This is a genomic window from Polaribacter sp. M10 (genome assembly GCF_054968445.1).
This window is the reverse complement of sequence record NZ_JBSSBG010000006.1, coordinates 25,613-52,567: the sequence shown is the minus strand read 5'-3', so window position 1 is coordinate 52,567 and position 26,955 is coordinate 25,613. Positions and strand designations below refer to the sequence as shown.

Here is a 26,955-nt window from a genome sequence, read left to right as displayed (position 1 = left end):
CAGGAGAAGCTAAAAAAAACTTAATTTAATAACAAAAGACTAAACCAAAACAAATGAGTAAACACATTTTATTAGTATTACTTGTAACAGTATGCTGTTTTAATTGTAAAACGAAAGAGGACAAACAAGAAGAAAAGGAGGAAGAGGTAGCTTTCACTTACAAAGAAAACTGGGAAAGTTTACAGCATTATGAAATTCCACAATGGATGAAAGATGTTAAGTTCGGAATTTTTATTCACTGGGGGCCAAATTCAGTGCCAGAAATGCATACAGATTGGTATTCACGTTGGATGTATTTAGATGAAGGCCACGTAAATCATACCACAGGAAAAAAAGTAAATGATATTCCACATCCTGCATCTGTTTTTCACAAAGAAAATTTCGGAGATCCTAAAAATTTTGGTTTTAAAGACTTGATTCCTATGTGGACTATGGAAAAATTCGACCCAAAAACTTGGGTAGATTTATTTAAAGAATCTGGTGCACAGTATATAGTTCCTGTAGCAGAACATCATGATGGTTTTGCGCTTTATGAATCATCAATAACTCCTTATAATGCTGTTGCTATGGGACCAAAACGTGATGTTTTAAAAGATTTAACAGATGAAATAAAAAAACAAGGATTAATTTGTGGAGTGAGTTCTCACTTAGCCTTTAACTGGAATTTCTATACTCAAAAAGATCGTTTTGATACTGGAAATCCACAATATTCAGATTTATATGCACCACAACATGAACCTTATTCTCCTGCAAGTGCAAAGTGGTTGGCAAAAACTTGGTGGCCTAGAACAAAGGAAATTATCGACAAATATCAACCAGATATTTTATGGTTCGATTTTTATTTAGACAGACCAGAATTTGTTCCTTATCACAAAAAATTAGCTGCTTATTATTACAATTCTGGATTAAAAAGAGGAAAAAATGTAGTATTACAAACAAAGAATTTGCATTACGAATCTTATAAACCAGGAACGCATATGTTAGATTTGGAGCGCAGTAAAATGGATTCTTTAAGAACAGATTACTGGCAAACTGATACTTCAATTGGTAAAAATTCTTGGTTTTATACCAAAAACTGGATACCAAAATCTGCTGATAATTTGGTGGCAGATTTAGTTGATATTGTGAGTAAAAATGGGTGTTTATTACTAAACATAGGTCCTAGAAAAGACGGGATTATTCCTGATGATCAAAAGAAAACGTTATTAGATATTGGTGCTTGGTTAAAGGTAAATGGAGAAGCTATTTACGGTTCTAAGTATTATGAAGTTTATGGAGAAGGCCCAACAAAAACAGAAACAGGGCATCTTTCTGAGGATAAAAACAAAGGGTTTACGCAACAAGATATTAGATTTACAACAAATAATGATGCTTTGTATGCCTCTGTTTTAAAGACTCCAACTAAAGATATCAAAATAAAATATTTAAATAAATCAAAACTGAATATTAAATCGATACAACTTTTAGGATATGATGGTACTATAGAATTTGAACAATCTATAAATGGTACAACCATAAAATTACCGAAAGAGGTAGATTTAAAATATGCTTGGGTTTTTAGAATTATTGCTCAACAATAGAATGATTTTTTTATGTAAAAATTGTAGCAACTTAATAATTCATCAATTTTAATAAAAATAGAACCTTATAAAAATTTCACAAAGCTGAGACAACTATTACTAGTACCTGTTTTTTTTATTTTGTTCTACTTTACAAGCATAGTCACCTATATTAAGAGTAAATAGTAAAATATAAATGAATATCATATAAAATAGAAATTTTAAGGTGTCAATTAGATTATTCGTGGTATAAGGAAGAAACATCATCCGTTAATTTTACCATATAATTTTTATCCTATGAAAAAACGACCATTCTTTTCTAAGAGCTATTTTTTATTTTCTACAATCGTGTTGTTATGCACAATACATGCGTATGCAGAAGAAATTCATATTGCCAAAGATGGTGTGAATGCATTATCAGGAAGAGGTACAGTTGCTGCACCATACAAAACCATAATGTATGTATTTAACAATAACTTGGTTAATTCTGGAGATATTATTGTAATTCATCAAGGTTTTTATAGAGAAACAGTAACTGTAAATGTTAATAATATCACTATAAAACCCTATCAAAATGATAAGGTTACCATTTCTGGAGCAAATTGGTATGGCAGTACGAGTTGGACAGCAGACCCAAATAGAGCTGGAGTATTTAAACTAACCTTAAATAGTAATCAAGTAGAAACAGATTTCTCGCAGTTATTTGTCAATGGTATTCACCAACAAATTGCTAGATTCCCTAATAATACAACTCCTTTAAAAAGTTACATCGAAGGTCAAAATCGTGAAATGATGGATCCTTTGAATCAAAAAAGTGGTTTTGCAGTACTTTTAAACGCTAGTAAACCAACAGGTACAAACGCAACTGCTCAAGTTACGTTTTCTAATCACGAGGGCACACCAAATTTGCCCAATGTTACATTTACAAACGAAGCCATTCTAAGAGGTTTTATTGGTAAAGTAAGAAATAATATTTTCTGCTATTCGCAGGATGGTGGTCAGATTACAAAATCAGGAGATCGTTTAGTAACCTTTAAATCTTATAGCACACAAGGAAATTCTTGGGCAACATCAGAAGCGTATTCTGCTCCTGAAGGGTTTGGATATATTATGGATTTATCAGTTTTAGATTATGAAGGTGAATGGTTTTACAAAAAAAATGAAAACACAATATATTATAAGCCAGAAGAAGGAACAGTTGATGGAAAAAACTTTGAAATAAGAAGGCGCAAACATGTGCTTAAAGTAAATGCAGATAATGTTTCTGTACAAAATATAAACTTTAAAGCTGGTGAAGTAGAACTTAAAAACGCCAATGCAACATCGATTACAAAGTGCAAATTTACATATCTAACTCCTTATGTGTACAGAAGAAACTATGGTGTGTATCAGGGAGGAATTGTATTAGATAATGCAGACAATACTATTTTTGAGAGTTGCTATATTGGTCATACTTGGGGTAGTGGTATTATTATAGAAGCTGATTCTGATAATACCATTGTAAATAATTGTTTTATTGAAGATATTGGATGGATGGGACAATTTACGGTTGCCTTGCACAACCAAGGTAAAAACTCTAAAATAACACACAATACATTTGGGAGTGCCTCTCGTTTTCATATCAGAACTACAGAGCACGTATATGCTGAAATTATGGACAATGATTTTTACGAAGCGATGTCTATGGGAGAAGATGCAGGAGCTATCATGTTTACAAGTACAGGCAAATCAAACCAATTGAATATGCAAGGTACTGTTATAGCTTACAATAAAATTCACGATATGACAGGAATTCCAGCATATGACACTGATCCTAATTATAAAAGACAAAAAGTAGTTGCCATTTATTTGGAAGATGTTGATAATTATACAGTACATCATAACCTTGTTTATGATATTAATCTTGGTAATTACGTGAGTAAACGAGTTACAAACGGAATACCTGTAGAAACTGAATACAAAGCGGATGCCATGTACTTAGGGCCAAGAACCAAACAACTCACCAGAAAAATGTATTATTTTAATAATACATTTTGGAACTATAACTATTTCGCTACTTTTTGGCAGTTAGATGGAGGAGGCATAAATGATTTGCATTTTAAAAACAATCTTTTAATGCAGGGAAAACCAAGTTCGGTAGGTAGCATTTCTGAAACAAACCTCAATACTTTTGCGCAGAAAACAGCAAATGAATTAAATTATACTATTACTGTTAACAATAATGAAACCATTGCTAATGCAACAAATCATTATGAAGATGCTAACAATGGCAATTTCAGACTAAAAAGCGGTTCTCCATATAATACAAGTGGTGTCGTTATTCCAGGTATAACTTCCGAAACAACTCCGGCTTTGGGTGCTTGGGAAGGAAACACGAATGCCTTAAAAAACAGGGTATTTAATGCTGGTTCAAATTTAACGAGCTCTTCTTTTGATGATAATAGTTTAAGTACAAACGATATATTTATAGAAGAAAATAAATTGTCATTATTTCCAAATCCTTTTAAGGATGAATTAAAAATAAAAATAGAAAATAGTTCGTCAAATAATAATTTGGTTCGATTGTATGGAATTAGAGGAGAACTAATTTATCAACATACATTTACAGACAATCAAACTACAATAAATTTAAGTAAAATAAATACTGGAATTTACTTTATAGAAGTTAAGACTGATGAAAGTAAGATGATAAAAAAAATTATAAAACAGTAGATTTTAAATGAATTATCTTAACGTGTTTCTTCACCTATTTCTGGTTACATAAAAGTGATAAAAATGATCTTTCAAAACAATAAAACAGTACATCTTTGGTTATTTACAATTTGTTTTTCAATGGCACTTTGTGCTCAGAAAAAAAAGCCAAACATCATCTATATTATGGCAGACGATCATGCAGCAAATGCAATTGGTGCTTATGAAAGTAGATTATCAGCATTAAATATCACCCCAAATTTAGATAAATTAGCCAACCAAGGGTTGCGTTTTAATAATGTGTTTTGCAACAATTCAATTTGTACACCTAGTAGAGCATCAATCATTACAGGTCAATATCCACAAACCAATGGCGTGTTAGATTTAGATCATAAATTAGATACTGATAAACAATATTTACCCATAGAATTAAAAAAATTAGGTTACACTACAGCTGTTGTTGGTAAATGGCATTTAAAAAACGAACCTGTAAATTTTGATTATTACAAAATATTACCAAGTCAAGGAAAGTATTTTAATCCTTCTTTTTTAGAAAAAGGAAAAGGAACTTGGCCGGAAAACATGGTGAAAACCAAAGGGCAATCTTCAGATGTAATTACAGACATTTCTATTGATTACCTCGAAAAAAGAGACAAAAAGAAACCCTTCTTTTTAATGCATCATTACAAAGCACCACATGCTTATTTTGAGTACGCTCCAAGATATGAAGACTTCTTAAAAAACACCGAAATTCCTGAACCATCAAGTTTGTATTATCAACCAAAATGGGGTTCAGAGGCCACTCGTGGTAAAAATGGTTCTTTAGAATGGTATATTGGTTCTTCAGTTTCAGATCGTAATAAATATAGAAATTACAATCACGAATTTCATAAAGATAGCTTAAAAGGAAAACAATCTGCTCATGTGGCTTATCAAGATTATATGAAAAAGTATTTACGCTGTGTAAAAGGAATTGATGATAATTTAGGAAGATTGTTCAACTACTTAAAAAAAGAAGGCTTATGGGAAAATACCATCATCATTTACACTTCAGACCAAGGAATGATGCTAGGTGAACACGATTTTCAAGACAAACGTTGGATGTATGAAGAATCGATGCAAATGCCTTTTATTGTGCACTATCCAAAGATGATAAAAGAATCTAGAGTATCTGATGTGTTGATCAATAATACCGATTTTGCACCAACGATGATTGAATTGGCAGGTGGAAAATCTCCTGATTATATGCAGGGAAAGAGTTTTATAAAAACGCTAAAAGGTGATGAGGAAGAAGGTTGGAGAGAAGTCACTTACTATCGTTACTGGATGCACATTATTCATCATTATGTGCCTGCGCATTTTGGAGTTCGTTCTAAAGATTACAAATTGATTTTTTATTATGGTAAACATTATTTAGATCCGAAAGATTTTCAAAAGCATTATTGGTCTAAAGGATATTTTGGAATTGACAAAGAAACACCTCATACTTGGGAATTTTATGATTTAAAAAACGATCCACAAGAGTTGCACAACAGATATAACGATCCTGCTTACAAAGAGATTATTGCTAAAATGAAAATTCAATTAAAACAACAACGTTTAGAATTGAATGAAACCGATGAAAACTATCCAAAGATAAAAGCTATAGTTGAAAAACACTGGAATGATTAAAGTGTTTTAGTGATTTACAATTGAAAATAATTCAGAAAATACCACATTAAGCAATAATTATCTCTCAAAAGAACATCTATTGTCAAAGAATTTTTCGGTCTCATTTAGTTTTGTGAGAATAATTAACTTGGTTTCTAAACACCCAAAAAATAGTAGAAAAAATATGAAAAAAATCGTCTTTTTAATATTGGTTGCGTCATTTAGCATCACAAAAATTAATGCACAAGTTTCAGTGGATGTCAACCTAAATGTAAAACATATTGTAGGAGACAAATCTGAGTTTGATAGAAATAAATACATCACCTTACATGCAGGTTTAAACGATAAAGAATGGCCAAGTGATATAATAAGAAACCAATTTCTAGAAGAATATGATGTGTATTTGGGCAGAAACAATGGTTCTTTGCCTTTTCGAATTCGTCAAATTGGTGAAGATCCAAATAAAAAAGGATGGCCAAATGTTGCTGATATTAAAACATTAGGTAAAAAAGTACAAAGCACTTGGGCTGATGAAAATACAGCAAATTCTAGTTTACAAAAAAGAAACGATTTTATGATTGGTGGACAGTTTAACAATTATCCTGATGGAAAACCAATCAAAACTTGTTGTGGAAAAAGTCCGTGGACAATGGAAAGTAATGAAGCTTCTGCAGAATTCTATGCACAATTTTTAAAAGAAGCTTTTGGTGATGATGGTGAAAACAAGCCAAAATATTTAGAGGTAATTAACGAGCCTTTTGTAAAAGCCAATAAATACGGAACAACGAGACAAAAGTTGTCAGAATTCCATTCTGCTGTAGCAAAAAGAGTAAAAGAATTGAATCCTGATGTGCTGGTTGGTGGTTATACAGCTGCTTATCCAGAATATTCTGTGCCGAATTCTAATTTCGGACATTGGAAAAACAATTGGAAACGTTTTATTGATGTTGCTGGTGAAGATATGGACTTTTTCTCTCTACATATTTATGATGGAATGGCTAGAAAAGGAACTGAAAATTACTTTAGAAGTGGAGGAAATATGGAAGCCATGCTAGATATTATTGAAACCTACAGCAAGCTAAAATTAGGAGAAGTAAAACCTTTTATCATTTCTGAATATGGATATTTCTGGCAAAATGGAGAGATTGAAAACTACACCAAAGAATTCGATTGGCAGAATTTAAGATCATTTTCAACAATAATGATGCAGCTAATGGAAAAACCAGATGTTATGCTAAAAACAATGCCTTTTATGTTGTTGAAAGCAAATTGGTGGAAATCTCCTGATTATCCTAATGCCAAATATCCTTATCGTTTATTCAGACAAAAAAAGGAGTTAGAAGGCGAAAAAGGCAACAAATGGGTGTTTACAGAATTGGTGAAATTTTATCAATTATGGAGTCAAGTAAAAGGTACAAGAATAGATACGTATGCTAATGATATTGATATTCAGGTTGATGCTTATATTGATGGAAAAAAGATGTATTTGATTCTAAATAATATGGAAACTACTAGTCAAACCATAGCTTTAAACTTAATAAATACTAAGAAAAATAAGATTAAAAGTATCAAAGCAAAACATTTGTATGAAGTAAATGAGTTACCCATTTTAGACGAAAAAGATTTGGATGTAAATACCAAACAAGTTGAGGTTTCGCAAAGTGCAACAATGATTTTAGAGTATACTTTTGCTAAGGAAGTTAAAATTAATGAGCATTCTAAAGAGTCAAAAATTTATGCAGATACTTATTTGCAAAAAATTGAAGCGAATAAAGTAAACACCTTTAAATTTGATACCAAAGAACTTCAAAAAGAAAAATTTGGAGAATTGGTATTGCGTTTAGGTTTTGGTCGAGAGCACCCAAAAGAAGGAGAATCTTTTGAATATCCAGAAGTATTTTTTAACGGAACTAAAATTGATGTTCCAAAAGACTTTAGAGGTTATGACCAAAGCACACGAAAAAACTTTTTTGGTGTTTTAGAAATTCCTGTTGCTTATGATTTAATTGATGAAAATATTCCACAAAATAAAGTAGAGGTAAAGTTCTCAACAACTGGTGGACATATCAGTAGTGTGGTTTTACAAAAATTTGATTTTTCGATAGATTTAAAACGATAACAATTTTAAAGAAATTAGTGTAAAAGAAAATTCCAAAATTAGATACTAAGTTTGGAATTTTCTTTTTTTAAATAGATTTCGAAATATGTTTACTCTGATTTTTTATTGATTAGGGTATTTGGCTCTAATCTTATCCAATCCTAAATTATGAATACTTCCCAAATGCGAATGTTGTTTTCCTAAATCTGGTTGATAAGTTCCTGCTTGTACTTGTCCTCCTATTTTTTGGTAGGCTTCTCTAAAAGACATACCTTCAACTACTAAATTATTAATGCTATCAACCGTAAATAAATATTGATATTTTTCATCATTCAAATCAATATCTTTTACAATTACTTGTTGAATAGAATAATTAAAAATGTCTAAAATATCTTTTACATCTTCAAAAGCAGCAATGATGTTTTCTTTTAACAACTGAAAATCTCTATGATATCCTGTTGGTAAATTGTTGGTAATTAATAACATTTCTGAATGTAAAGCCTGAATTTTATTACATTTTCCACGAATTAATTCAAACACATCAGGATTTTTCTTGTGTGGCATAATGCTACTTCCTGTTGTTAATTCATCAGGAAAGGTAATAAATCCAAAATTCTGACTCATATACAAACAAACATCCAAGGCAAAACGAGCCATAGTATTACACAATCCGCCTAAAGCAGCAGCTATAGAACGTTCACTTTTTCCACGACTTAATTGTGCAGCCACCACATTGTATTTTAAAGTGGCAAACTCTAATTCTTTTGTGGTTAATTCTCTATCAATAGGAAAAGATGAACCATAACCAGCAGCAGAACCTAAAGGATTTTGATCTACTACTTTAGAAACGGCATTTAGTACATAAACATCATCAATTAATAATTCTGCATAGGCAGAAAACCACAATCCAAATGATGATGGCATTGCAACTTGCAAATGAGTATAACCTGGTAATAAAGAATCTTTGTGAGTTTCAGCTAAATTTAATAAAGTATCAAAAAGTGATTTTACTTTATCATTAACAATGGCTAAATTTTCTTTATAATACAATTGTAGTGCTACTAAAACCTGATCGTTTCTAGAACGAGCAGTATGAATTTTCTTACCAACTTCGCCTAATTTGTTGGTCAATTCCCATTCAATTTTAGAATGTACATCTTCAAAAGAAGGTTCAATTATAAATGTTCCGTTTTCGATATCTGATGCTAATTCGTTTAAGCCTTTTTTTAAGTCAGCTAATTCATCAGCAGTAATAATTCCAATAGATGCTAGCATAATTGCATGTGCTATAGATGCTTGCACATCGTATTTTGCAATATGAATGTCAATTTCTCTATCATTACCAACTGTAAAGTTTTCTATTTGTTTGTCTATTGAAAATCCTTTATCCCAAAGTTTCATATTTTTCTTTTTTATCCTGCAAGGTTTTTAAAACCTTGTAGGTATATTATGATTATAATTTAAATACCAACAAGGTTTTAAAAACCTTGCAGGATACTAGCCTTATTATGTTATTACACGATTCAACAAATCCACATAAATTTGTATACCTTCTTCAATTTCTGCAAGATAAATAAATTCATTGGCAGAATGTGAACGTGTACTGTCTCCAGGACCTAATTTTAAAGACTGACAAGATAATACAGCTTGATCTGATAATGTTGGAGAACCATAGGTTTCTCTTCCTATAGAAATTCCGGCTTTTACCAAATCGTGATTTGGATTGATAGAAGAAGAGTTTAATCGTAAACTTCTTGGTATTATTTCTGTACAAGGAGATTGTTCTTGTAAAATATCTGCAATTTCTTGATTAGAATAGGCGTCATTCACACGAACATCAATGACCAAATCTACATGAGCAGGTACAACATTGTGTTGCTTGCCTGCGTTTATTTGAGTAACTGTCATTTTAACATCACCTAAAGCCTTAGAAGTTTTATCAAATTTAAAATCTTTAAACCACTGTAAAACTTCGATGGTATTGTAAATGGAATTGTTGTTATTTGGATGTGCTGCATGACTTGGAGTTCCTTTTACAACTGCATCAAAAACCACCAAACCTTTTTCTGCAACCGCTAAATTCATTAAAGTTGGTTCGCCAACAATAGCAACATCTATATGCGGAATTATAGGCAACATACTATTTAATCCATTTGGTCCAGAGCTTTCTTCTTCTGCAGAAGCCACAATAACCAAATTGTATTTTAAGTTTTCTTGTGCATAAAAATGCGTAAATGTAGCGATTAAAGAAACCAAACAACCACCTGCATCATTAGAACCTAAACCGTACAATTTACCCTCTTCTACAAAGGCTTTAAAAGGATCGTTTGTATAGGCAGAATTGGGTTTTACAGTGTCGTGATGAGAGTTTAACAATAATGTTGGTTTGCCTTCTACAAAATGTTTATTAGTTGCCCAAACATTGTTTTTGGTTCTTTTAAACGGAATTTCAAATTCTAAAAACCAAGCTTCAATTAATGCTGCTGTTTGTTCTTCTTCGGATGAAAAAGATTGCGTTTCAATTAAACTTTTTAAAAGTGAAATTGCTTTTTCAGTTAATTTTTCAATACTTATCATTATAATGTAATTGTTGTAAAATTATCGTTTTCTTTTGTTAGCATGGCTTTATTACCAATATGAACTTTTTTAACTCCGTTGTTTAAAGCATCGAAACAATTGTCTAATTTAGGAATCATTCCATCAGAAATAATACCTTTTTTTAATAAATTTTGATAGGTTTCTGAATTGATATTTTTGATTACCGAATTTTTATCAGCAAAATCTTGTAAAACACCATTTAACTCAAAACAGTAATAAATGGATGTTTCATAAATATTGCTCATTCCAACACCAATTGTACTTGTAATGGTATCTGCATTTGTGTTTAATAATTGCCCATTACCATCATGAGTAATGGCACAGAAAACAGGAGTAAAATCTGCTTTAATCAATTTGTCGATAGAATTAGAAGCCACTTTTTTTACATCACCCACAAAACCAAAATCAATCTCTTTTACAGGTCTTTTATCTGATTGTATACTGTTGATGTCTGCACCAGTTAAACCAATTGCATCCACTTGTAAAGCTTGTAATTTGGCCACAACATTTTTATTGACTAATCCTCCATAAACCATGGTAATTACCTCTAAAGTTTCAGCATCAGTAATGCGTCTACCATTTATCATTTTAGATTCGATTCCTAATTTTGATGCAATATGAGTTGCTCGTTTTCCTCCTCCGTGAACTAAGATTTTATGTCCTTTAAGATTTGCAAATAATTTTAGGAAAGCATTTAAAGAAGTTTCATCTTCTATAATATTTCCGCCAATTTTTATGATTGATAACTGTTCTTTCATAAGTTTCTTTTAATTTTCCTAAAGAGGAAAAAATTTTACTCGATAGTATTTTTTGCAGACCTTTCAGGTTTTCAAAACCTGAAAGGTCTTTTTATAAATCTAATTAAGTCATTACATTAATCAAAAACAAATAATATGTTTTATATAATAAGATTGTTTCACTTTGTTGTCAATGATAAAAAAGGATGAAGCAATCTCATTATTAAATTACAGATTGCTTCGTACCTCGCGATGACTTTAGTTATTTTCTAATATTTTTTTCAATACCAATTGTGCTGCAAAAGTTCTATTATTTGCTTGCTCAATAACCAATGAATTGTCTGAATCTAAAACAGCATCTTCTACCACAACATTTCTTCTAACAGGTAAACAGTGCATAAATTTAGCATCAGCAATTTTATCTTTTGTAATGGTCCAATTGTCATCAACATCTAAAATTTGACCATAAGATTCATAAGAACTCCAGTTTTTTGTGTACACAAAATCAGCATCTTTAAAGGCTTCTTCTTGATTGTGATAAATAGGTGTGTCTTTCGTAATTTCTTTGCTTAAATCATAACCTTCTGGATTTGCAATTACAAAATCAACATTCATTTTTTGCATGGCTTGTGTAAAACTGTTGGCAACTGCATGTGGCAAAGCTTTAACATGTGGCGCCCAACTTAACACCACTTTTGGTTTCTTTTTAGTGGAGTTTTCTGCAATTGTTATGGCATCTGTTAAACCTTGTAAAGGATGTCCAGTTGCACTTTCCATACTTACAATAGGCACAGTTGCAAACTTTACAAACGAATTTAAAATTTGCTCAGATTCGTCTTTTTCTTTGTCTGTTAAACTCGGAAAAGCTCTAACAGCAATAATATCGCAATATTGCGAAACCACTTGTGCAGCTTCTTTAATATGTTCGGCTGTATTTCCGTTCATAACAGTTCCATCACCAAATTCAATTCCCCAAGCATCACCAGAAACATTCATAACAATTGGATCCATACCTAAATTTAAGGCTGCTTTTTGAGTACTTAAACGTGTACGTAAACTAGAATTAAAGAATAACAATCCTAAGGTTTTATTTTTTCCTAAATCTTTATTTTTTAAAGGATTTCTTTTTACTTCTTTGGCTTCTAAAATCCAAGTATCTATATTTTCTATGTCGTTTATGGATGTGTAATGTTTCATTTTGTGATTATTTCTCAGACCTTTCAGGTTTTAAAAACCTGAAAGGTCTAATTGTTATTATATTTTTGTAAACGGAACTTTATTATCAAATGCATTTGTAATAAAATTATCTTCTAATCCGTTTACAATCCATGTTTCTATATTTGCTTTCTGTGTTAAAGAAGCTGCTTCAATTTTAGATTCCATTCCTCCACTTCCATGAGTAGATTTAGAACTGACAACTTCTTTTCTTAAATTCTCAAAATTATCAACCTCTAAAATAGTTTCTGGATGCTTATTTTTGAAGGATTCTTTGGTGTAAATTCCATTGGTATTTGTGGCAATAATCAACAAATCTACTTTTAATAAAGTAGCAGTTAATGCTGCTAATTTATCATTATCACCAAATTTAATTTCATCTGTGGCAACAGTATCATTCTCGTTGATGATAGGAATGTAATTATTATTTACTAGAACATTTATGGTGTTTACAATGTTGGTTTTGCTTTCCTGCTTTTCAAAATCGGAATAGGAGAGAAGACATTGTGAACTTAACAAACCATATTCTCTAAAAATTTCTTGATAAATTCTTATTAAATGAGGCTGACCAATTGAAGCCAAAGCTTGTTTTACAAAGACTTCTTCTTGTTTGCTTTCTAATTTAACAAATTGTTTAGCCACAGCAATTGCACCAGAACTTACTATAATAAACTCGCAAGTGTCTTTCAATTTTGCAATTTGATTTGCAAGATCTTCAATTTTACCTCTAGAGATATTATTAGTTTCTTTGGTTAAGGTATTAGAACCAATTTTTAGTAATATGCGTTTCTTTTTATTCAATTATTAATGATGATTTTTTCTTCTATCATTTTGACTTTAAGGAGAAATCGATAAAGAGATTTTTCGACTACATTTCATTTCGCTCAAAATGACAAAAAAATATTTAAATATTAACTTCCAACTTCTACCTAATCTGTCCATTTCCATGAACATACCATTTATTGGTGACCAAATGTTGTAACCCAATTGGTCCACGTTGATGTAATTTGTCTGTACTAATAGCCAATTCTCCACCCAAACCTAATTGGCCACCATCAGTAAAACGCGTGGAAGCATTATGATAAACAGCAGCTGTATCTACGTTTTCCATAAAAAGTTTTGCTTCTTCATTATTTTTTGTGATGATTGCAGCAGAATGGCCTCCACCATAGGTATTTATCATAGAAATGGCAGCTTCATTTGAGACAATTTCTCCAATTACAATTTTGTAATCTAAAAATTCTTCGTACCAAACTTCGTTGGATGAAATCTGTTCTAATTGATGATTTTTAGCCACAATTTCATCACCTAAAACCTGAATTTTAGCTTCATTTAATTTTGATATCAATTTGTTGATAAATGTTTCTTTATCAGCAAGATTAGCATCAACCAAAACTTTATCAACAGCATTACATGCCGAAATTTTTGATTTTCCGTTGATGATAATATCAATGGCAATTTCTAAATCAGCTTCTTTAGAAACATACACAAAATTGTTTCCACGACCACTAATAATAACAGGACAAGTGGCGTGTTGTTTTACAAAAGCAATTAAACGCTCTCCACCTCTTGGCACAATTAAATCGACTTTTTGCGTTGGTTTTTCTAAAAATGCTTGAGTTTCTGTTCTATTAAATTGCAAATATGCTACCCAATCTGTAGAAGCGTTGTGCTTTTTTAATGCCTGATGCCATAATTCTACAATTTTTAAATTAGAATTTAAAGACTCTTTTCCGCCTTTTAAAAGAATTTTATTCCCCGATTTAAAAGCAATTCCTGCAGCTTCTACAGTAACATCTGGTCTAGATTCGTAAATAATTAAAACCGTACCAAAAGAGGCAGTTTTATTATACACTTGCATTCCGTTTTCGTGGGTAAAACTAAAACGTTCTACACCTACAGGATCTGCTTGAGAAGCCAAATGTTTGGCAGCTTTAATCATTTCATCAACCTTTGTATCATCCGCTTTTAAGCGATCGAACATAGAAATATCATCACCTTTATACCCTTCTAAATCTTTTTTGTTGATGTTGATAATTGCTTCTCTATTTTCATCCAAAAGAGTTGCCATTGTTTGTAAAACTGCATTTCTAGTTTCAATTGATAATAAAGTATTCATTTTTTTATATGCTGTGTTTAGTTGGATTTATTCTTCTTCTAAAGCATCAACTAAAGCTTCAAAAAATTGATTGATATGGTCTTTTTTAACGGTTAAAGGAGGTAAAATTCGTAACAACTTTTTATTCATGGCACCACCAGTAAAAATTTGATAATCGTAAATTAATTTTTTACGTAAATCGCCCACTTCGAAATCAAATTCTAAACCTAACATTAAGCCTTTTCCTTTTATTTTTTTGATTTGAGGTATTGTTTTTGCTAACTTTAAAAAGTAACAAGACATTTCGTTTACATTATCGATTAAATTTTCTTCTTCAATAATTTCTAATACAGATAAACCAGCTGCACAGGCTAAATGATTTCCTCCAAAAGTTGTTCCTAACATTCCGAATTTTGCTTCGATATTTGGGTGAATTAAAATTCCGCCAATAGGAAATCCATTTCCCATTCCTTTAGCTATTGAAATAATATCTGGAGTTACATTATAATGCTGAAAAGCGAAAAACTTTCCAGATCTACCATAACCAGATTGTACTTCATCAGCAATAAATAGGGTATTATTTGCTTTACATAGAGCATCTACTTGTTCGTAAAAATCTGAAGTTGCTTCATCTAAACCACCTACACCTTGTATAAATTCTACAATAACTGCACAAACATCTCCTTTTTCTAGTTCGGTTTTTACGCTATCAATATCATTTAAATCGAGAATAGTTACTTTTTGCTGTGCATTAATTGGTGCAATAATGTTTTTATTATCAGTGGCAGCTACAGCAGCAGAAGTACGTCCGTGAAAACCATTTTTAAAAGCAATAACTCTAGATTTTTCGGTTTTAAAAGATGCTAGTTTTAAAGCATTTTCGTTAGCCTCTGCACCAGAATTACACAAAAATAATTGGTAATCTTTACAACCAGAAAGTGATTCGAGTTTATCTGCTAAAAGTACTTGTAACGGATTTTGAATAGCATTAGAATAGAAACCTAATTTATCGATTTGGCTTTTAATGGCCTTTACGTATTTAGGGTGAGAATGCCCCACAGAAATTACTGCATGACCCCCATACAAATCTAGGTATTCGTTATATTTTTCATCGTAAACATAAACTCCTTTTCCTGAAACTGGGGTTACATTATAAAGTGGATAAACATTAAATAAAGACATAGCATAAAGTTTTATGTAAGGATTTAAAATCCTTGAAGTGTTAGTTTTTAATTTGATTTATTTTTTCGAAAGAAGCATTAATTCCTTTTATTAAAGAAGAACTTAAACCTTGATGTTCCATTTCGTTTAATCCTTCTATTGTACAACCTCCAGGAGTAGTAACTCTGTCTATTTCTGCTTCTGGATGTTTGCCAGATTCTTTTAACAAAGTAGCTGCTCCAAAACAGGTTTGCATCGCTAATTCATGAGCTTCATCTGGCTCAAAACCTAATTGAATTGCACCTTGAGTTGTGGCTCTGATTAATCGCATCCAAAAGGCAATTCCGCTTGCACAAATAACAGTTGCAGCTTGTAATTGCTCTTCAGGAATTTCTAAAGAAGTCCCTAAGCTATTAAAAATAGTTTTGGCAATGGCAACTTTTTCTTTTCCTTTTGTATTAGCAGAAATACATGTCATAGATTGCCCAACAGAAGCAGCTGTGTTTGGCATAGAACGAATGATGTTTTTATCTTGACCAACAATGGCTTCCATTTTATCAATAGAAAAACCGGTGATTACAGAAATTATTACGTGATTGTCTGTAATATTGGGTTTTAGGTTTTCAAGAATTTTATCAAAATGTCTAGGCTGAACAGCAAATATTAAAACATCAGCATTTTTAACGGCTTTTTCATTATCCGAAGTTAAAACTACTTCATTATAAACATTAAAATCGTTTAGAGATTCCAAATTTCGCTTTGTTAAATATATGGATTCTACAGATTTACTTTTTAATAAACCTTTTGCTATAGATTGCCCTAAACTTCCTGCTCCAATAATTGCTACTTTCATTTTTTTATTTTTTTGGACGTTACCACAAGGGTCGCGCTTTACACTATATCTTTTTTGCTTTGTTCTCGATACAAATTTTTTCATGCTTCACAAATTCACTCGAACTGACATCAAAAAAGGTTAAAGCTACATAAGTAGCTGAACGGTTGAAACTGCTAACGTATGCTTAGTTATTACTAAAAATAATTTGCCTTAATGTTTAATCCTAAAGTTTCTTTAAAACCATACATTAAATTTAGATTCTGAATGGCTTGTCCTGAAGCACCTTTTAACAAATTATCAATAGCACTTGTAATTAATAATTTATTTCCGTGTTTTTCTAATTGTACCAAACATTTGTTGGTATTTACTACCTGCTTTAAAAATATACTTTGTTCAGTTACAAAAGTGAAAGCTGCATCTTTATAAAAAGAGGTGTAAAATTCTTTTGCTTCTTCTAAAGTACCATCGAATTTAGTGTAAGTGGTTGCAAAAATTCCTCTAGAAAAATCGCCTCTATTTGGCATAAAATTAATTTCTGAATTAAAATCACTTTGCAATTGATTTACTGTCTGATTGATTTCGCCTAAATGCTGATGATTAAAGGCTTTGTAATGCGAAAAGTTATTATCTCTCCACGTAAAATGCGTGGTTTTTGATAAAGAAGTTCCTGCACCAGTTGCACCTGTAACCGCATTTATATGAACATCATTTTTTAACAATCCGTTTGCAGCCAAAGGTAAAATTGCCAATTGCAAAGCTGTCGCAAAACAACCAGGATTTGCAATGTATTTTGCTGATATAATATCGGCTTTGTTTAGTTCTGGTAAACCATATACAAATTCTTTTCCTTCGAAATTTTTATCAGCAAGTAATCTAAAATCGTTACTTAAATCGATGATTTTAGTATCATCAGAAAACGTGTTTTTTTGTAAAAATGCGGTTGAATTTCCATGTCCTAAACACAAAAATAAAACATCGACATCAGCATTAATTTCACTTGTAAAACTAATTTCTGTATCACCAATTAAATCTTGATGTACTTGGTATAATTTATTGCCAGCATTAGAAGTACTGTATACAAAATTGATATTAGTTTCTGGATGATTTAATAATAATCGAATCAATTCACCTGCTGTATAACCTGCGCCACCAATAATTCCTACTTGTAAATTTTTCATTCTTCAAAATTGTTTAAAAGTTTAATTGTTTAATCGTGTAAATGTCTTTGACAAAATTTTTCAGTTACACAGTTTAACAATTACACAATTCAACTTAATTGTTAACTTGTTGATAAATTTTGTTCTGATTTCCTAGAATTTTGATAAATCCTTTTGCATCATCAGCAGTCCAAGCTTTATTTTCTTCGCCATAAGTACTAAATGCGCTTGACATTAAATCGTGGTCTGAAACAATTCCGTCTAAAGTAAAATGATAAGGTTTTAACGTAACTACAACATCACCAGAAACCATTTTTTGAGAACTTTCTAAAAAAGCTTCTGTATCTCTCATTACAGGATCTAAATATTGCCCTTCATGCAAATGCATTCCGTAAAAACTAGACAAATATTCTTTGTGTTGTAACTGCCATTTTGTTAAAGTATGTTTTTCTAATAAATGATGTGCTTTTACCGTAATTAAAGCAGCAGCAGCTTCAAAACCAACTCTTCCTTTTGTACCTACAATTGTATCACCAACATGAATATCTCTACCAATTGCAAATTTAGAAGCAATAGTATTTAAGTTTTCGATGTTTATTTGTGGTGCATTTTCTTGTCCGTTTAAAGCAATAAACTCACCATTTTTAAAAGTTAACGTTACTTTTTCTTCACCTTCTTTTTCTAATTGCGAAGGATAAGCTTCGTTTGGCAAAGGTTTTTCTGATTTTAAAGTTTCTACACCACCAACACTAGTTCCCCAAAGCCCTTTGTTTACAGAATATTTAGATTTTTCCCAATTCATATCTACACCTTGAGACTTTAAATATTCAATTTCTTCTTCTCTTGTTAATTTTTGATCTCTAATTGGTGTGATAATTTTAATATGTGGAGCTAAGGTTTGAAAAATCATATCAAAACGAACTTGATCGTTTCCTGCACCTGTACTTCCATGAGCAATATATTCTGCATCAATACTTTTTGCATATTCGATAATTTCGATGGCTTGTATAATTCTTTCTGCACTTACAGAAAGTGGATACGTTGCATTTTTTAATACGTTACCAAAAATTAAATACTTTACTACTTTGTTGTAAAAAGTAGCAACAGCATCGATATTTTTATAGGTGGTAACACCCATTTTATAAGCGTTACTTTCTATGTTTTTTATTTCTTCGGATGTAAATCCACCTGTGTTTACACTTACAGCATGTACATCGTATTCTTTTGATAAACTTACAGCACAATACGAAGTATCTAAACCACCACTATATGCTATGACTAATTTTTTCATGATATTATTTTTTATTTTTTTTTAGAAAGTTCTGTTTCATGTCTTTTAATTTTTTAAAAACACTTTCTTTTACTTCTTCTGTAGCTTCTTTATTATTGTTTTTTGGGTCGAACAACATTCCTGTACATAAACACATTTTTCTTTCTGTTCTTGTTAAAACATCGAAGTTTCTACAAGTTTGGCAACCATCCCAAAAGCTTTGATCATCAGTTAATTCAGAAAAAGTAACAGGTTTGTAACCCAAATCGCTATTTAATTTCATAACAGCTAAACCTGTGGTAATACTAAATACTTTAGCATCTGGGAATTTGGTTCTAGAATGTTTAAAAATTACTTTTTTTATTTCTTTTGCAAGCCCAATATTTCTATAATCTGGATGTACAATTAAGCCAGAATTGGCAACAAATTTTCCATGTCCCCATTGTTCTATATAGCAAAATCCGGCAAATTTATCTCCATCTAAGGCAATAACAGCATTACCATTATCCATTTTGGTAGCTATGTATTCAGGCTTTCTTTTTGCAATACCTGTACCTCTAACTTGAGCAGCATCTTCAATGGTTTTACAGATTATTTCTGCATATACCTTATGTGATTCATTTGCAATTACAATTTCCATTGCATTGTTTTTTATTTAATAAAATGTTATTTGTTTTTTTGTTTGGATATGGAATTGGACGCACCTAAATTCCGAAAATAATTAACTACCCCAAAGGGCGAAAAGGAAATCTACAGCGTACATTATTAGCGTTATTGTTAAAAATAACTTGAGATTGATAATAAAGTTGTTTTGATAGTTTCACGATAAAAAATAAAAAGGTTAAGTACTGAAATAGTTTTGATTGTTGCTAATACAAAATCTTAGCGACGAATATAGCGCAAGCGCAAACTGGGAGCTATTGTAGTACATATTTTATTTCCTCTTGTAGTAATCATTGGTGTAAATGTATGTATTTTTTATTTTTCTGAATAGTATAAGAATACTTTTTAGTAATTTTTATTAAAAATTAACCAATTCTTTATTTTCGTTAAGATTTCAATATCGAATTTCTAAAAATATAATTATTCAATAATCATAATAACAGTAAAAGCTTGTTTTTTGTAAGCAATTTTTTAGGTAGAAATATCATTTTGATCTTAAAAAATACAATTCGTCCTAAAAAAAATACAGTTGGGTAGGCTTTACTTTTAAAAACTAGAGTTCAGTTGCATATTTGTACCATAATTAATCAATAAAAAATAAAAATTATGAAACTTATAGTATCTCTTTTAGTAGCAACAGCATTGTTTATTTCATCAACAATTACAGCGCAAAATAAAAAAATTACAGCTACAGTTATTAATGTAACCTCAGACACAGGTAAAGTTGGCTTTGCTTTATATAACAAAACCACTTTTATGAAAAATCCATTGCAATCTAAAAATGCAAAAATTGTAGACGGTAAAAGCACAGTAACTTTCGAAAATTTAGAACCTGGTGTTTACGCTGTTGTATGTTATCATGATAGAAATGATAATGATAAAATGGATTTTAGAGAAAATGGAATGCCTATAGAAGATTATGGTGCTTCTAATAATGTAATGAATTTTGGACCACCAAGTTTTGAGAATGCTAAGTTTGTGGTTGATGATAAAGATGTATCTTTAGATATCAAATTTTAATCAACTTATTTTATAAAATTATACATTAAAAATGTCTACAGCCAACACAAGTATATTTAAAGAACTAAGAAAAGATTTTATAGTTTGTTTAAAACTAACTGTAATACTAGGCGTGATTTTTATACTAATAAATCAGCAATTTACTTTAAAAGGAATGGGGTTGACATTTTTAATTTCTGGAATGTATTCTTTTACTTTAGGTTTAGGAAATGGAATTATAAATGAATTTTTAAACTCTAAGTGGGATTGGGTAGAAGAAACCAATCACAGAGTTTGGGCAGGAATTATATCTACTGTTATTTATACCGTAATTGCTGTTTTAATAATTCATTATGTGCAATACATTTTTATTTTTGGGTATGATGTAGAAGATTTTTTTAGTGAAACTTTAATTTGGATTCATTTATTTGCCATTATTTTTTCTTTAGGTGTTGCTGTTTTTTTCCATGCAAGAGGTTTTATGATCAATTGGAAATCTGCAATGACCAAAGAAACCACAAAACAAGAAATTGTAGCTAAAACAGAAACCGCAAAATTTGAATCCTTAAAAAATCAATTAGATCCGCATTTTTTGTTTAATAGTTTAAATGTATTAACCAGTTTAATTGGCGAAAACCCAAACCAGGCAGAAAAATTCACTACAAAATTATCTAAAGTGTATAGATACGTTTTAGAGCAAAGAAATAAAGATTTAGTACCAGTTGCAGAAGAATTAACATTTGCTAAAACCTATATGCAATTGTTAGCAATGCGTTTTGAAGATGCTGTACAATTTAATATTCCTGATACAGTAAGTAATAAAGAATTAAAAATTGTACCTCTTTCTTTACAATTATTGTTAGAAAATGCAGTAAAACACAATGTGGTTTCGTCCTCTAAACCACTAACAATTACAATTTATGAGGATCAAAATTATTTAATTATAGAAAATAACATCAATCCAAAAGAAGCTATTGGTAAAAGCACAAAAGTAGGCTTACAGAATATAGCTGATAGGTATGGATTAATCACTCAAAAAGGAGTGAAAATAGAAAATAATAACAAAACTTTTAAGGTGAGTTTACCTCTCTTATATAAAATGAACGACATTATGTACACAGACGATTTAGAAAACAACAAATATGTAAAAGCTGTAGAAAGAGTAGAAAAATTAAAAGAATTTTATCAGAACTTAGCATCATACTGTATTGTAATTCCTTTTTTAATATTTATCAATTTAAGATTCTCTCCAGGATTTCATTGGTTTTGGTTCCCGATTTTTGGATGGGGAATGGGCTTAGCTTTTCACTTTTTAGAAGTAAATAATTACAATATTTTCTTAGGTAAAAATTGGGAAGACAAGAAAATTAAGGAGTTAATGGATAATGAAAATCAACAAAAAAAATACAGATAATGGACACTCAATTTACAGAAGAACAGAAATATATTTTAGCTCGTAAAAGAGTAGAGAGAATTAGCAAGTTTTATAAACATTTAGCTGTTTATATTGTAGTTAATACCTTTTTAAGTATCATTTTTATTGTGGGTGATATTAATGATGGAGACTCATTTACACAAGCCGTTTTTTACAATAATAATTATAAAATCTGGTTTTATTGGGGAATTGGAATCGTTTTTAACGCTATAAATGTATTTGGTTTCAGCTACTTTTTTAACAGAGATTGGGAAAAAAGAAAGATTAAACAATATATGGAAGAACAAAATTATAGAAGATAAAAATGGAATCAGAATTAAATAATCAGCAGCGTTACTATAAAGCTCAAAAAAAGGTAAAAGAAATTAAAGGGTTTTATGTGCACTTAACCATTTATTGTATCATAATTCCGATAATTATTTTTGTGAATTTAAAATTTGTACCATACTTCCATTGGTTCTGGTTTTCAGTTTTAGGTTGGGGTATGGGTTTATTTTTTCATTGGTTTGGTGTTTTTGGTTTTAATTTATTAGGCTTAGGCAACAATTGGGAAGAAAGAAAAATTAAAGAATTTATGAACGAGAATAAGTAAAATGAACCAGCAAGAGCAAGTAAATTATCAGCTAAAATTAATAACACAGAAAAGAATAAAAAACATTAAAGGGTTTTACATGCACTTAATTGTAACCCTTTTTACATTGCCAATTATAGTTTTTGTAAACTTAAAATTTGTACCTCAATTTCATTTTTTTTGGTTTGCAGTTGGCGGAATGTGTATTGCCATATTTTTGCATTGGTTTGGTATTTTTGGTTTTAATTTTTTAGGATTAGGCAAAAATTGGGAAGAAAGAAAAACAAAAGAAATTATAACGAATTTTAAATAAAAAATGGAAAGAGATTTTACACAAGAACAAAATTATATTAGAGCCAAAAAAAGGGTAAAAGACATTAAAGCATTTTACATTCATTTAGTGGTGTATGTAATTGTAAACCTATTTATAAGTGGTGTTATTATCTTCGGATTAATGTCTAGTGGATACTCGTTTGCAGATGCATTTACCAATTTCGGAGTCTATTCTACTTGGCTTTTTTGGGGAATTGGAATGTTTTTTCATTGGATGGGAGTTTTCGGTTTTAGATCTATTGGTTTTAGCAAAGATTGGGAAGATAGAAAGATAAAAGAGCTGATGGAAAAAGATGAACAAAGAAGTAAAAAGTTTTAATGATGGATGATCTACAGAAAGTACAATTGCAAAGAGCAAAAAAGAAAGTAGAAACCATTAAGAAATTTTACAAACACGTAATTACGTATATTTTAGTCAATTTATTTTTAACGTTTGTGTGGTCTTTTAAATTTAAAATTTTTGGCGATTTAATTTTCAGCAATCAATACAATTCAGACGGATTTAAACACATTCCTTTTTGGCTAATTTGGGGAATTTTCTTACTTTTTGATGCCTTTAGAACATTCGGTTTTTTTGCTTTTTTTAATAAAAACTGGGAAGAAAGAAAAATTAAAGAATTTATGGAATAGTTTACAAGTAAAATTTCTAAAAACCTTAAAATTTTCAACAAAAACAAACAACTTAAAACGAATTATAATTTTATGAACGTATTAATAATTGAAGATGAAAAGCCAGCAGCAAGAAGGCTAAACAGAATGTTATCAGAATTAGATATCGAAGTTCAGCAAATGTTGCATTCTGTAGAAGAATCTTTAAATTGGTTGCAGAACAATAAACATCCAGATTTAATATTTTTAGATATTCAATTATCAGACGGATTATCTTTCGAAATTTTTGAAGAAATTGAAGTAAAATCAGCCATAATTTTTACCACAGCTTATGATGAATATGCACTTAAAGCATTTAAGCTAAACAGCATCGATTATCTTTTAAAACCAATAGATGATGATGAGTTAACATCCGCAGTAAATCAATTTAAAGAACAACAACCAAAGCAATCTGATGTTCAGGTAAATATTGATGATATTCGTAAATTGTTGATAAATCCTGTTGATCGTAAATTTAAAAAACGATTGTCTATAAAAGTGGGGCAGCACATAAAAATTATTCATATAGACGAAATTGAATGTTTTTACAGCGAAAACAAATCTACCTACATACACACTAAAGAAAACAGAAACTTTTTGTTAGATAATTCTCTAGAAAACTGGCAAGAACAATTAGATCCAGAACATTTTTTTAGAGTTAACAGAACGTTTATAGTTCATATAAATGCTATAAAAGATATTATTGCGTATTCAAATTCTCGTTTAAAATTGGTTTTACATTCGTATAAAGACTCAGAAATTATTGTGAGTAGAGAGCGTGTAAAAGATTTTAAAAATTGGATTGACTAACACAATCAGCTCGAATTTCTTTTTTTTGTATTAAAAATTTATTTTAATACAACTCACTTAGATAAATTAACAATTCACTATATTTCTTTTTTTGTTGATGATGATAAGTTTCATTTTTGATGAAAATTAGAAATTATGAAGAAAATATTAAAATCATTTTTAACAGCAAGTTTAGTTACCATTATTATTCATGTAGTAGGAATTATTATTTTATTAATATTAGATAGTTATAATTATGATGATTTAATTTATATTCTACCTATATCTATCTCAAGTTTAATTTTTCCATCTTTTTTGTCTATGTTATTTTTTGATGAATCAAAAAGTTTATCTACCAATATTTTTATACCCTCAGTTTTTAATTTTGTATTAATTTATATAATTGCATTTATCTTTTTTAAAACTGTTGAAGATAAATCGATTTCATTTTTAGATACAGGTGTGCTCTCTTTGTCATTTATTACATCTGTTATAGCAGTATTTATCACTTTAACACAAAAAATAAAAGCGAATTCTAAATTCATAGTTAACGTAAATTTAAAAGACTTAAAATATTCTTATTTTAAAATATTTTTAATTCCAATCTCGGGTTGTTTTATTTATTTCATAATAATGACTTTTGATCATTTTGATTGGAGTGAAACTGTACAATTATTTTATAGATTTTTACCTATTGGTTTTATTTTTTCGTTAATAAGTATTCATTTCTTCAATTATTTATTTATAAAATATAATCAAACAAAAAGAAATATTTATATAATATTTTATTACATAATTTCAATTTCAATAATCGTTTTTTGGATAATTATTTCATACAATAATTTTGTCATTGTAAAAGATGGTTTAGGGGCAGCTTTAGCTAAGTTTTTTTTATTTCCTTCTATTTTACTGTATACTCCTTTTTTCTTTTATGTGTTAATAGTTACACATTTTTATTTTTTAAGTTTAATCAGCAAACAAGAAAAACAAATATTACACCAACAATCACTAGAATCTCAACTAAACTATCAACAATTAAAAAATCAAATCAGTCCGCATTTTTTGTTCAATAATATTAATGTTTTAACCAGTTTAATTGAAGAAAATCCTAAAAAAGCAGTTTTATTTTCTGAGAATTTATCACATATTTATCGTTATTTTTTAGAACAAGAAAAGCAAGATGTAGTTTTGGTAATAGATGAAATTGAATTCGCTAAGAGTTATCTAGAATTATTAAAAGATAGATTTGAAGTCGGTTTAAATTTTACAATTTCTGTTGATGAAAAAAGCAAAGAAAAATACATTGTGTCAACTATTTTACAGCAAGTTTTAGAGAATGTAGTAAAACATAATGAAATTAGTAACAATACGATTGTTAATGTAAAAATTTCATCCGAAGAAAATTATTTAGTGATTGAGAATAATAAGAATTTAAAACAAAATACAACTTCAGAATCTAAAAAAGGAATAGAGAATATTAAACAAAGAATTGCTTTTTTTACAGATAAAAAAGTAATTATCGTAGACACTGCAACCCATTATATCATTAAATTACCAACTTTAGAAACTGTTTAATGAAAGTATTAATTATAGAAGATGAGTTGCCATCAGCAAGAAGATTAGAGCGTTTGTTGTACGATTTTGAAATAGAAGTTCTAGATAAATTGACTTCTGTAAAGTCAACTATTTTATGGTTTCATAAAAACCAACAACCCGATTTAATCTTTTTAGATGTTCAGCTTTCAGACGGATTATGTTTTGAAATTTTTGATAGAGTAAAAATAACATCAAAAATAATTTTTACAACCGCATTTAGTAATTACAGTATAAAAGCATTTGATTATAATAGCATTTCGTATTTGTTAAAACCCATTAATAAAAACAAACTTGCTAATGCTATTCATAAAGCAAAAGAAGAGCATCAAAAAGAAACAGATTTAAAGGAATTTATAAAGTTAGTTAGCAATTATAAAACTGTACATTATAAAGAATCATTTACCGTAAAATTGGGCAAAAAAATTAAAATATTTACATCTGATGATATAACTTGTTTTTACAGTTTTGATAATGCAACTTTTTTAAACTCTAAAGAAAATAATTATGTCATAAATCAATCTTTAACAAGGTTAGAACAAGATTTGAATCCAATACATTTTTTTAGAGTGAATAGAACATATATAGTGCACATTAATGCTGTAAAAGATATTATTACTTACTCAAATAGTCGTTTAAAATTAATTTTACATGCTTACAAAGACTCAGAAATAATTGTAAGTAGAGAAAGAGTTAAAGATTTTAAAAATTGGATTGGTTATTAATTAATCTATATTATTGACTATTTCAGACATTTTACATTCTCTTATTATCAACTATCATTTTTTTATTAAAATGAATTATTATTAATACAATTAATTGAATAAATTAATTTATATTTGGATAGCCAGATTG

At 29.7% G+C, this 26,955-nt stretch carries 25 protein-coding genes; 14 read left to right on the top strand and 11 right to left on the bottom strand.

Features of this window, described 5'->3' with window-relative positions; genetic code table 11:
* Positions 1 to 53: 53 nt before the first annotated feature.
* The 4 genes from ACWYN7_RS07840 to ACWYN7_RS07825 all read left to right on the top strand — a co-directional run bounded on the left by ACWYN7_RS07840 (position 54) and on the right by ACWYN7_RS07825 (position 8,019).
* Entirely contained in the window at positions 54 to 1,580 is a 1,527-nt protein-coding gene (locus tag ACWYN7_RS07840; protein ID WP_462859372.1) for an alpha-L-fucosidase, read from the top strand.
* 276 nt (positions 1,581 to 1,856) lie between these two features.
* Entirely contained in the window at positions 1,857 to 4,271 is a 2,415-nt protein-coding gene (locus tag ACWYN7_RS07835) for a T9SS type A sorting domain-containing protein (RefSeq protein ID WP_462859371.1), read from the top strand.
* Between the two features lie 120 nt (positions 4,272 to 4,391).
* Entirely contained in the window at positions 4,392 to 5,921 is a 1,530-nt protein-coding gene (locus ACWYN7_RS07830) for a sulfatase family protein (protein WP_462859370.1), read from the top strand.
* 163 nt (positions 5,922 to 6,084) lie between these two features.
* Positions 6,085 to 8,019 carry a hypothetical protein gene (locus ACWYN7_RS07825; protein ID WP_462859369.1) on the top strand — a complete coding sequence of 645 codons (1,935 nt, stop codon included), beginning with the start codon at positions 6,085 to 6,087 and terminating at the stop codon, positions 8,017 to 8,019.
* A gap of 102 nt (positions 8,020 to 8,121) precedes the next feature.
* On the opposite strand, the gene argH is transcribed toward ACWYN7_RS07825, so the two are convergent.
* The 11 genes from argH to ACWYN7_RS07770 all read right to left on the bottom strand — a co-directional run bounded on the left by argH (position 8,122) and on the right by ACWYN7_RS07770 (position 19,709).
* A complete protein-coding gene (gene argH, locus ACWYN7_RS07820; RefSeq protein ID WP_462859368.1) occupies positions 8,122 to 9,399 on the bottom strand; it encodes an argininosuccinate lyase in 1,278 nt (425 codons plus the stop codon).
* 105 nt (positions 9,400 to 9,504) lie between these two features.
* Positions 9,505 to 10,575 (bottom strand): M20 family metallo-hydrolase, encoded by a 1,071-nt coding sequence (locus ACWYN7_RS07815; protein WP_462859367.1) that lies wholly within the window; start codon positions 10,573 to 10,575, stop codon positions 9,505 to 9,507.
* Positions 10,575 to 11,354, bottom strand: a complete 780-nt coding sequence (gene argB, locus ACWYN7_RS07810; protein WP_462859366.1) for an acetylglutamate kinase — start codon at positions 11,352 to 11,354, stop codon at positions 10,575 to 10,577. The genes ACWYN7_RS07815 and argB overlap by 1 nt, the downstream gene beginning before the upstream one ends.
* A gap of 237 nt (positions 11,355 to 11,591) precedes the next feature.
* The gene (locus ACWYN7_RS07805; RefSeq protein ID WP_462859365.1) at positions 11,592 to 12,530 is read right to left on the bottom strand and encodes an N-acetylornithine carbamoyltransferase; all 939 of its coding nucleotides are present in this window, start codon (positions 12,528 to 12,530) and stop codon (positions 11,592 to 11,594) included.
* A gap of 57 nt (positions 12,531 to 12,587) precedes the next feature.
* On the bottom strand, positions 12,588 to 13,349 hold the full coding sequence (gene proB / locus ACWYN7_RS07800; protein ID WP_462859364.1) for a glutamate 5-kinase: 762 nt from the start codon (positions 13,347 to 13,349) through the stop codon (positions 12,588 to 12,590).
* A gap of 124 nt (positions 13,350 to 13,473) precedes the next feature.
* On the bottom strand, positions 13,474 to 14,667 hold the full coding sequence (locus ACWYN7_RS07795) for a glutamate-5-semialdehyde dehydrogenase (protein WP_462859363.1): 1,194 nt from the start codon (positions 14,665 to 14,667) through the stop codon (positions 13,474 to 13,476).
* A 27-nt stretch (positions 14,668 to 14,694) separates the two neighbouring features.
* Positions 14,695 to 15,828: an aspartate aminotransferase family protein gene (locus ACWYN7_RS07790; protein ID WP_462859362.1), complete on the bottom strand. Its 1,134-nt coding sequence runs from the start codon at positions 15,826 to 15,828 to the stop codon at positions 14,695 to 14,697.
* 40 nt (positions 15,829 to 15,868) lie between these two features.
* Complete coding sequence (proC, locus tag ACWYN7_RS07785) at positions 15,869 to 16,744, bottom strand: pyrroline-5-carboxylate reductase (protein ID WP_462859361.1); 876 nt, start codon at positions 16,742 to 16,744, stop codon at positions 15,869 to 15,871.
* Between the two features lie 92 nt (positions 16,745 to 16,836).
* Positions 16,837 to 17,820 carry an N-acetyl-gamma-glutamyl-phosphate reductase gene (gene argC / locus ACWYN7_RS07780; protein WP_462859360.1) on the bottom strand — a complete coding sequence of 328 codons (984 nt, stop codon included), beginning with the start codon at positions 17,818 to 17,820 and terminating at the stop codon, positions 16,837 to 16,839.
* A 94-nt stretch (positions 17,821 to 17,914) separates the two neighbouring features.
* Positions 17,915 to 19,090 carry an argininosuccinate synthase gene (locus ACWYN7_RS07775; RefSeq protein WP_462859359.1) on the bottom strand — a complete coding sequence of 392 codons (1,176 nt, stop codon included), beginning with the start codon at positions 19,088 to 19,090 and terminating at the stop codon, positions 17,915 to 17,917.
* Positions 19,091 to 19,094: 4 nt separating this feature from the next.
* The gene (locus ACWYN7_RS07770; RefSeq protein ID WP_462859358.1) at positions 19,095 to 19,709 is read right to left on the bottom strand and encodes a GNAT family N-acetyltransferase; all 615 of its coding nucleotides are present in this window, start codon (positions 19,707 to 19,709) and stop codon (positions 19,095 to 19,097) included.
* A gap of 629 nt (positions 19,710 to 20,338) precedes the next feature.
* Here ACWYN7_RS07770 and ACWYN7_RS07765 point away from each other — a divergent pair.
* The 10 genes from ACWYN7_RS07765 (at position 20,339) to ACWYN7_RS07720 (ending at position 26,825) form a co-directional block, all read left to right on the top strand.
* Positions 20,339 to 20,752 carry a DUF2141 domain-containing protein gene (locus ACWYN7_RS07765; RefSeq protein ID WP_462859357.1) on the top strand — a complete coding sequence of 138 codons (414 nt, stop codon included), beginning with the start codon at positions 20,339 to 20,341 and terminating at the stop codon, positions 20,750 to 20,752.
* Between the two features lie 31 nt (positions 20,753 to 20,783).
* Positions 20,784 to 22,145: a 2TM domain-containing protein gene (locus ACWYN7_RS07760; protein WP_462859355.1), complete on the top strand. Its 1,362-nt coding sequence runs from the start codon at positions 20,784 to 20,786 to the stop codon at positions 22,143 to 22,145.
* Positions 22,145 to 22,468, top strand: coding sequence for a 2TM domain-containing protein (locus tag ACWYN7_RS07755; RefSeq protein WP_462859354.1), 324 nt, complete (start codon positions 22,145 to 22,147; stop codon positions 22,466 to 22,468). Before ACWYN7_RS07760 ends, ACWYN7_RS07755 begins: the two co-directional genes overlap by 1 nt.
* A 2-nt stretch (positions 22,469 to 22,470) precedes the next feature.
* On the top strand, positions 22,471 to 22,758 hold the full coding sequence (locus ACWYN7_RS07750) for a 2TM domain-containing protein (protein WP_462859353.1): 288 nt from the start codon (positions 22,471 to 22,473) through the stop codon (positions 22,756 to 22,758).
* Between the two features lies 1 nt (position 22,759).
* Entirely contained in the window at positions 22,760 to 23,050 is a 291-nt protein-coding gene (locus ACWYN7_RS07745) for a 2TM domain-containing protein (protein ID WP_462859352.1), read from the top strand.
* Positions 23,051 to 23,053: 3 nt separating this feature from the next.
* Positions 23,054 to 23,389, top strand: a complete 336-nt coding sequence (locus ACWYN7_RS07740; protein WP_462859350.1) for a 2TM domain-containing protein — start codon at positions 23,054 to 23,056, stop codon at positions 23,387 to 23,389.
* 2 nt (positions 23,390 to 23,391) lie between these two features.
* Entirely contained in the window at positions 23,392 to 23,700 is a 309-nt protein-coding gene (locus ACWYN7_RS07735) for a 2TM domain-containing protein (RefSeq protein ID WP_462859349.1), read from the top strand.
* Between the two features lie 72 nt (positions 23,701 to 23,772).
* Positions 23,773 to 24,528, top strand: coding sequence for a LytR/AlgR family response regulator transcription factor (locus tag ACWYN7_RS07730; protein ID WP_462859348.1), 756 nt, complete (start codon positions 23,773 to 23,775; stop codon positions 24,526 to 24,528).
* A gap of 135 nt (positions 24,529 to 24,663) precedes the next feature.
* Positions 24,664 to 26,082 carry a sensor histidine kinase gene (locus ACWYN7_RS07725; RefSeq protein WP_462859347.1) on the top strand — a complete coding sequence of 473 codons (1,419 nt, stop codon included), beginning with the start codon at positions 24,664 to 24,666 and terminating at the stop codon, positions 26,080 to 26,082.
* The gene (locus ACWYN7_RS07720; protein ID WP_462859346.1) at positions 26,082 to 26,825 is read left to right on the top strand and encodes a LytR/AlgR family response regulator transcription factor; all 744 of its coding nucleotides are present in this window, start codon (positions 26,082 to 26,084) and stop codon (positions 26,823 to 26,825) included. Before ACWYN7_RS07725 ends, ACWYN7_RS07720 begins: the two co-directional genes overlap by 1 nt.
* Positions 26,826 to 26,955: the final 130 nt, after the last annotated feature.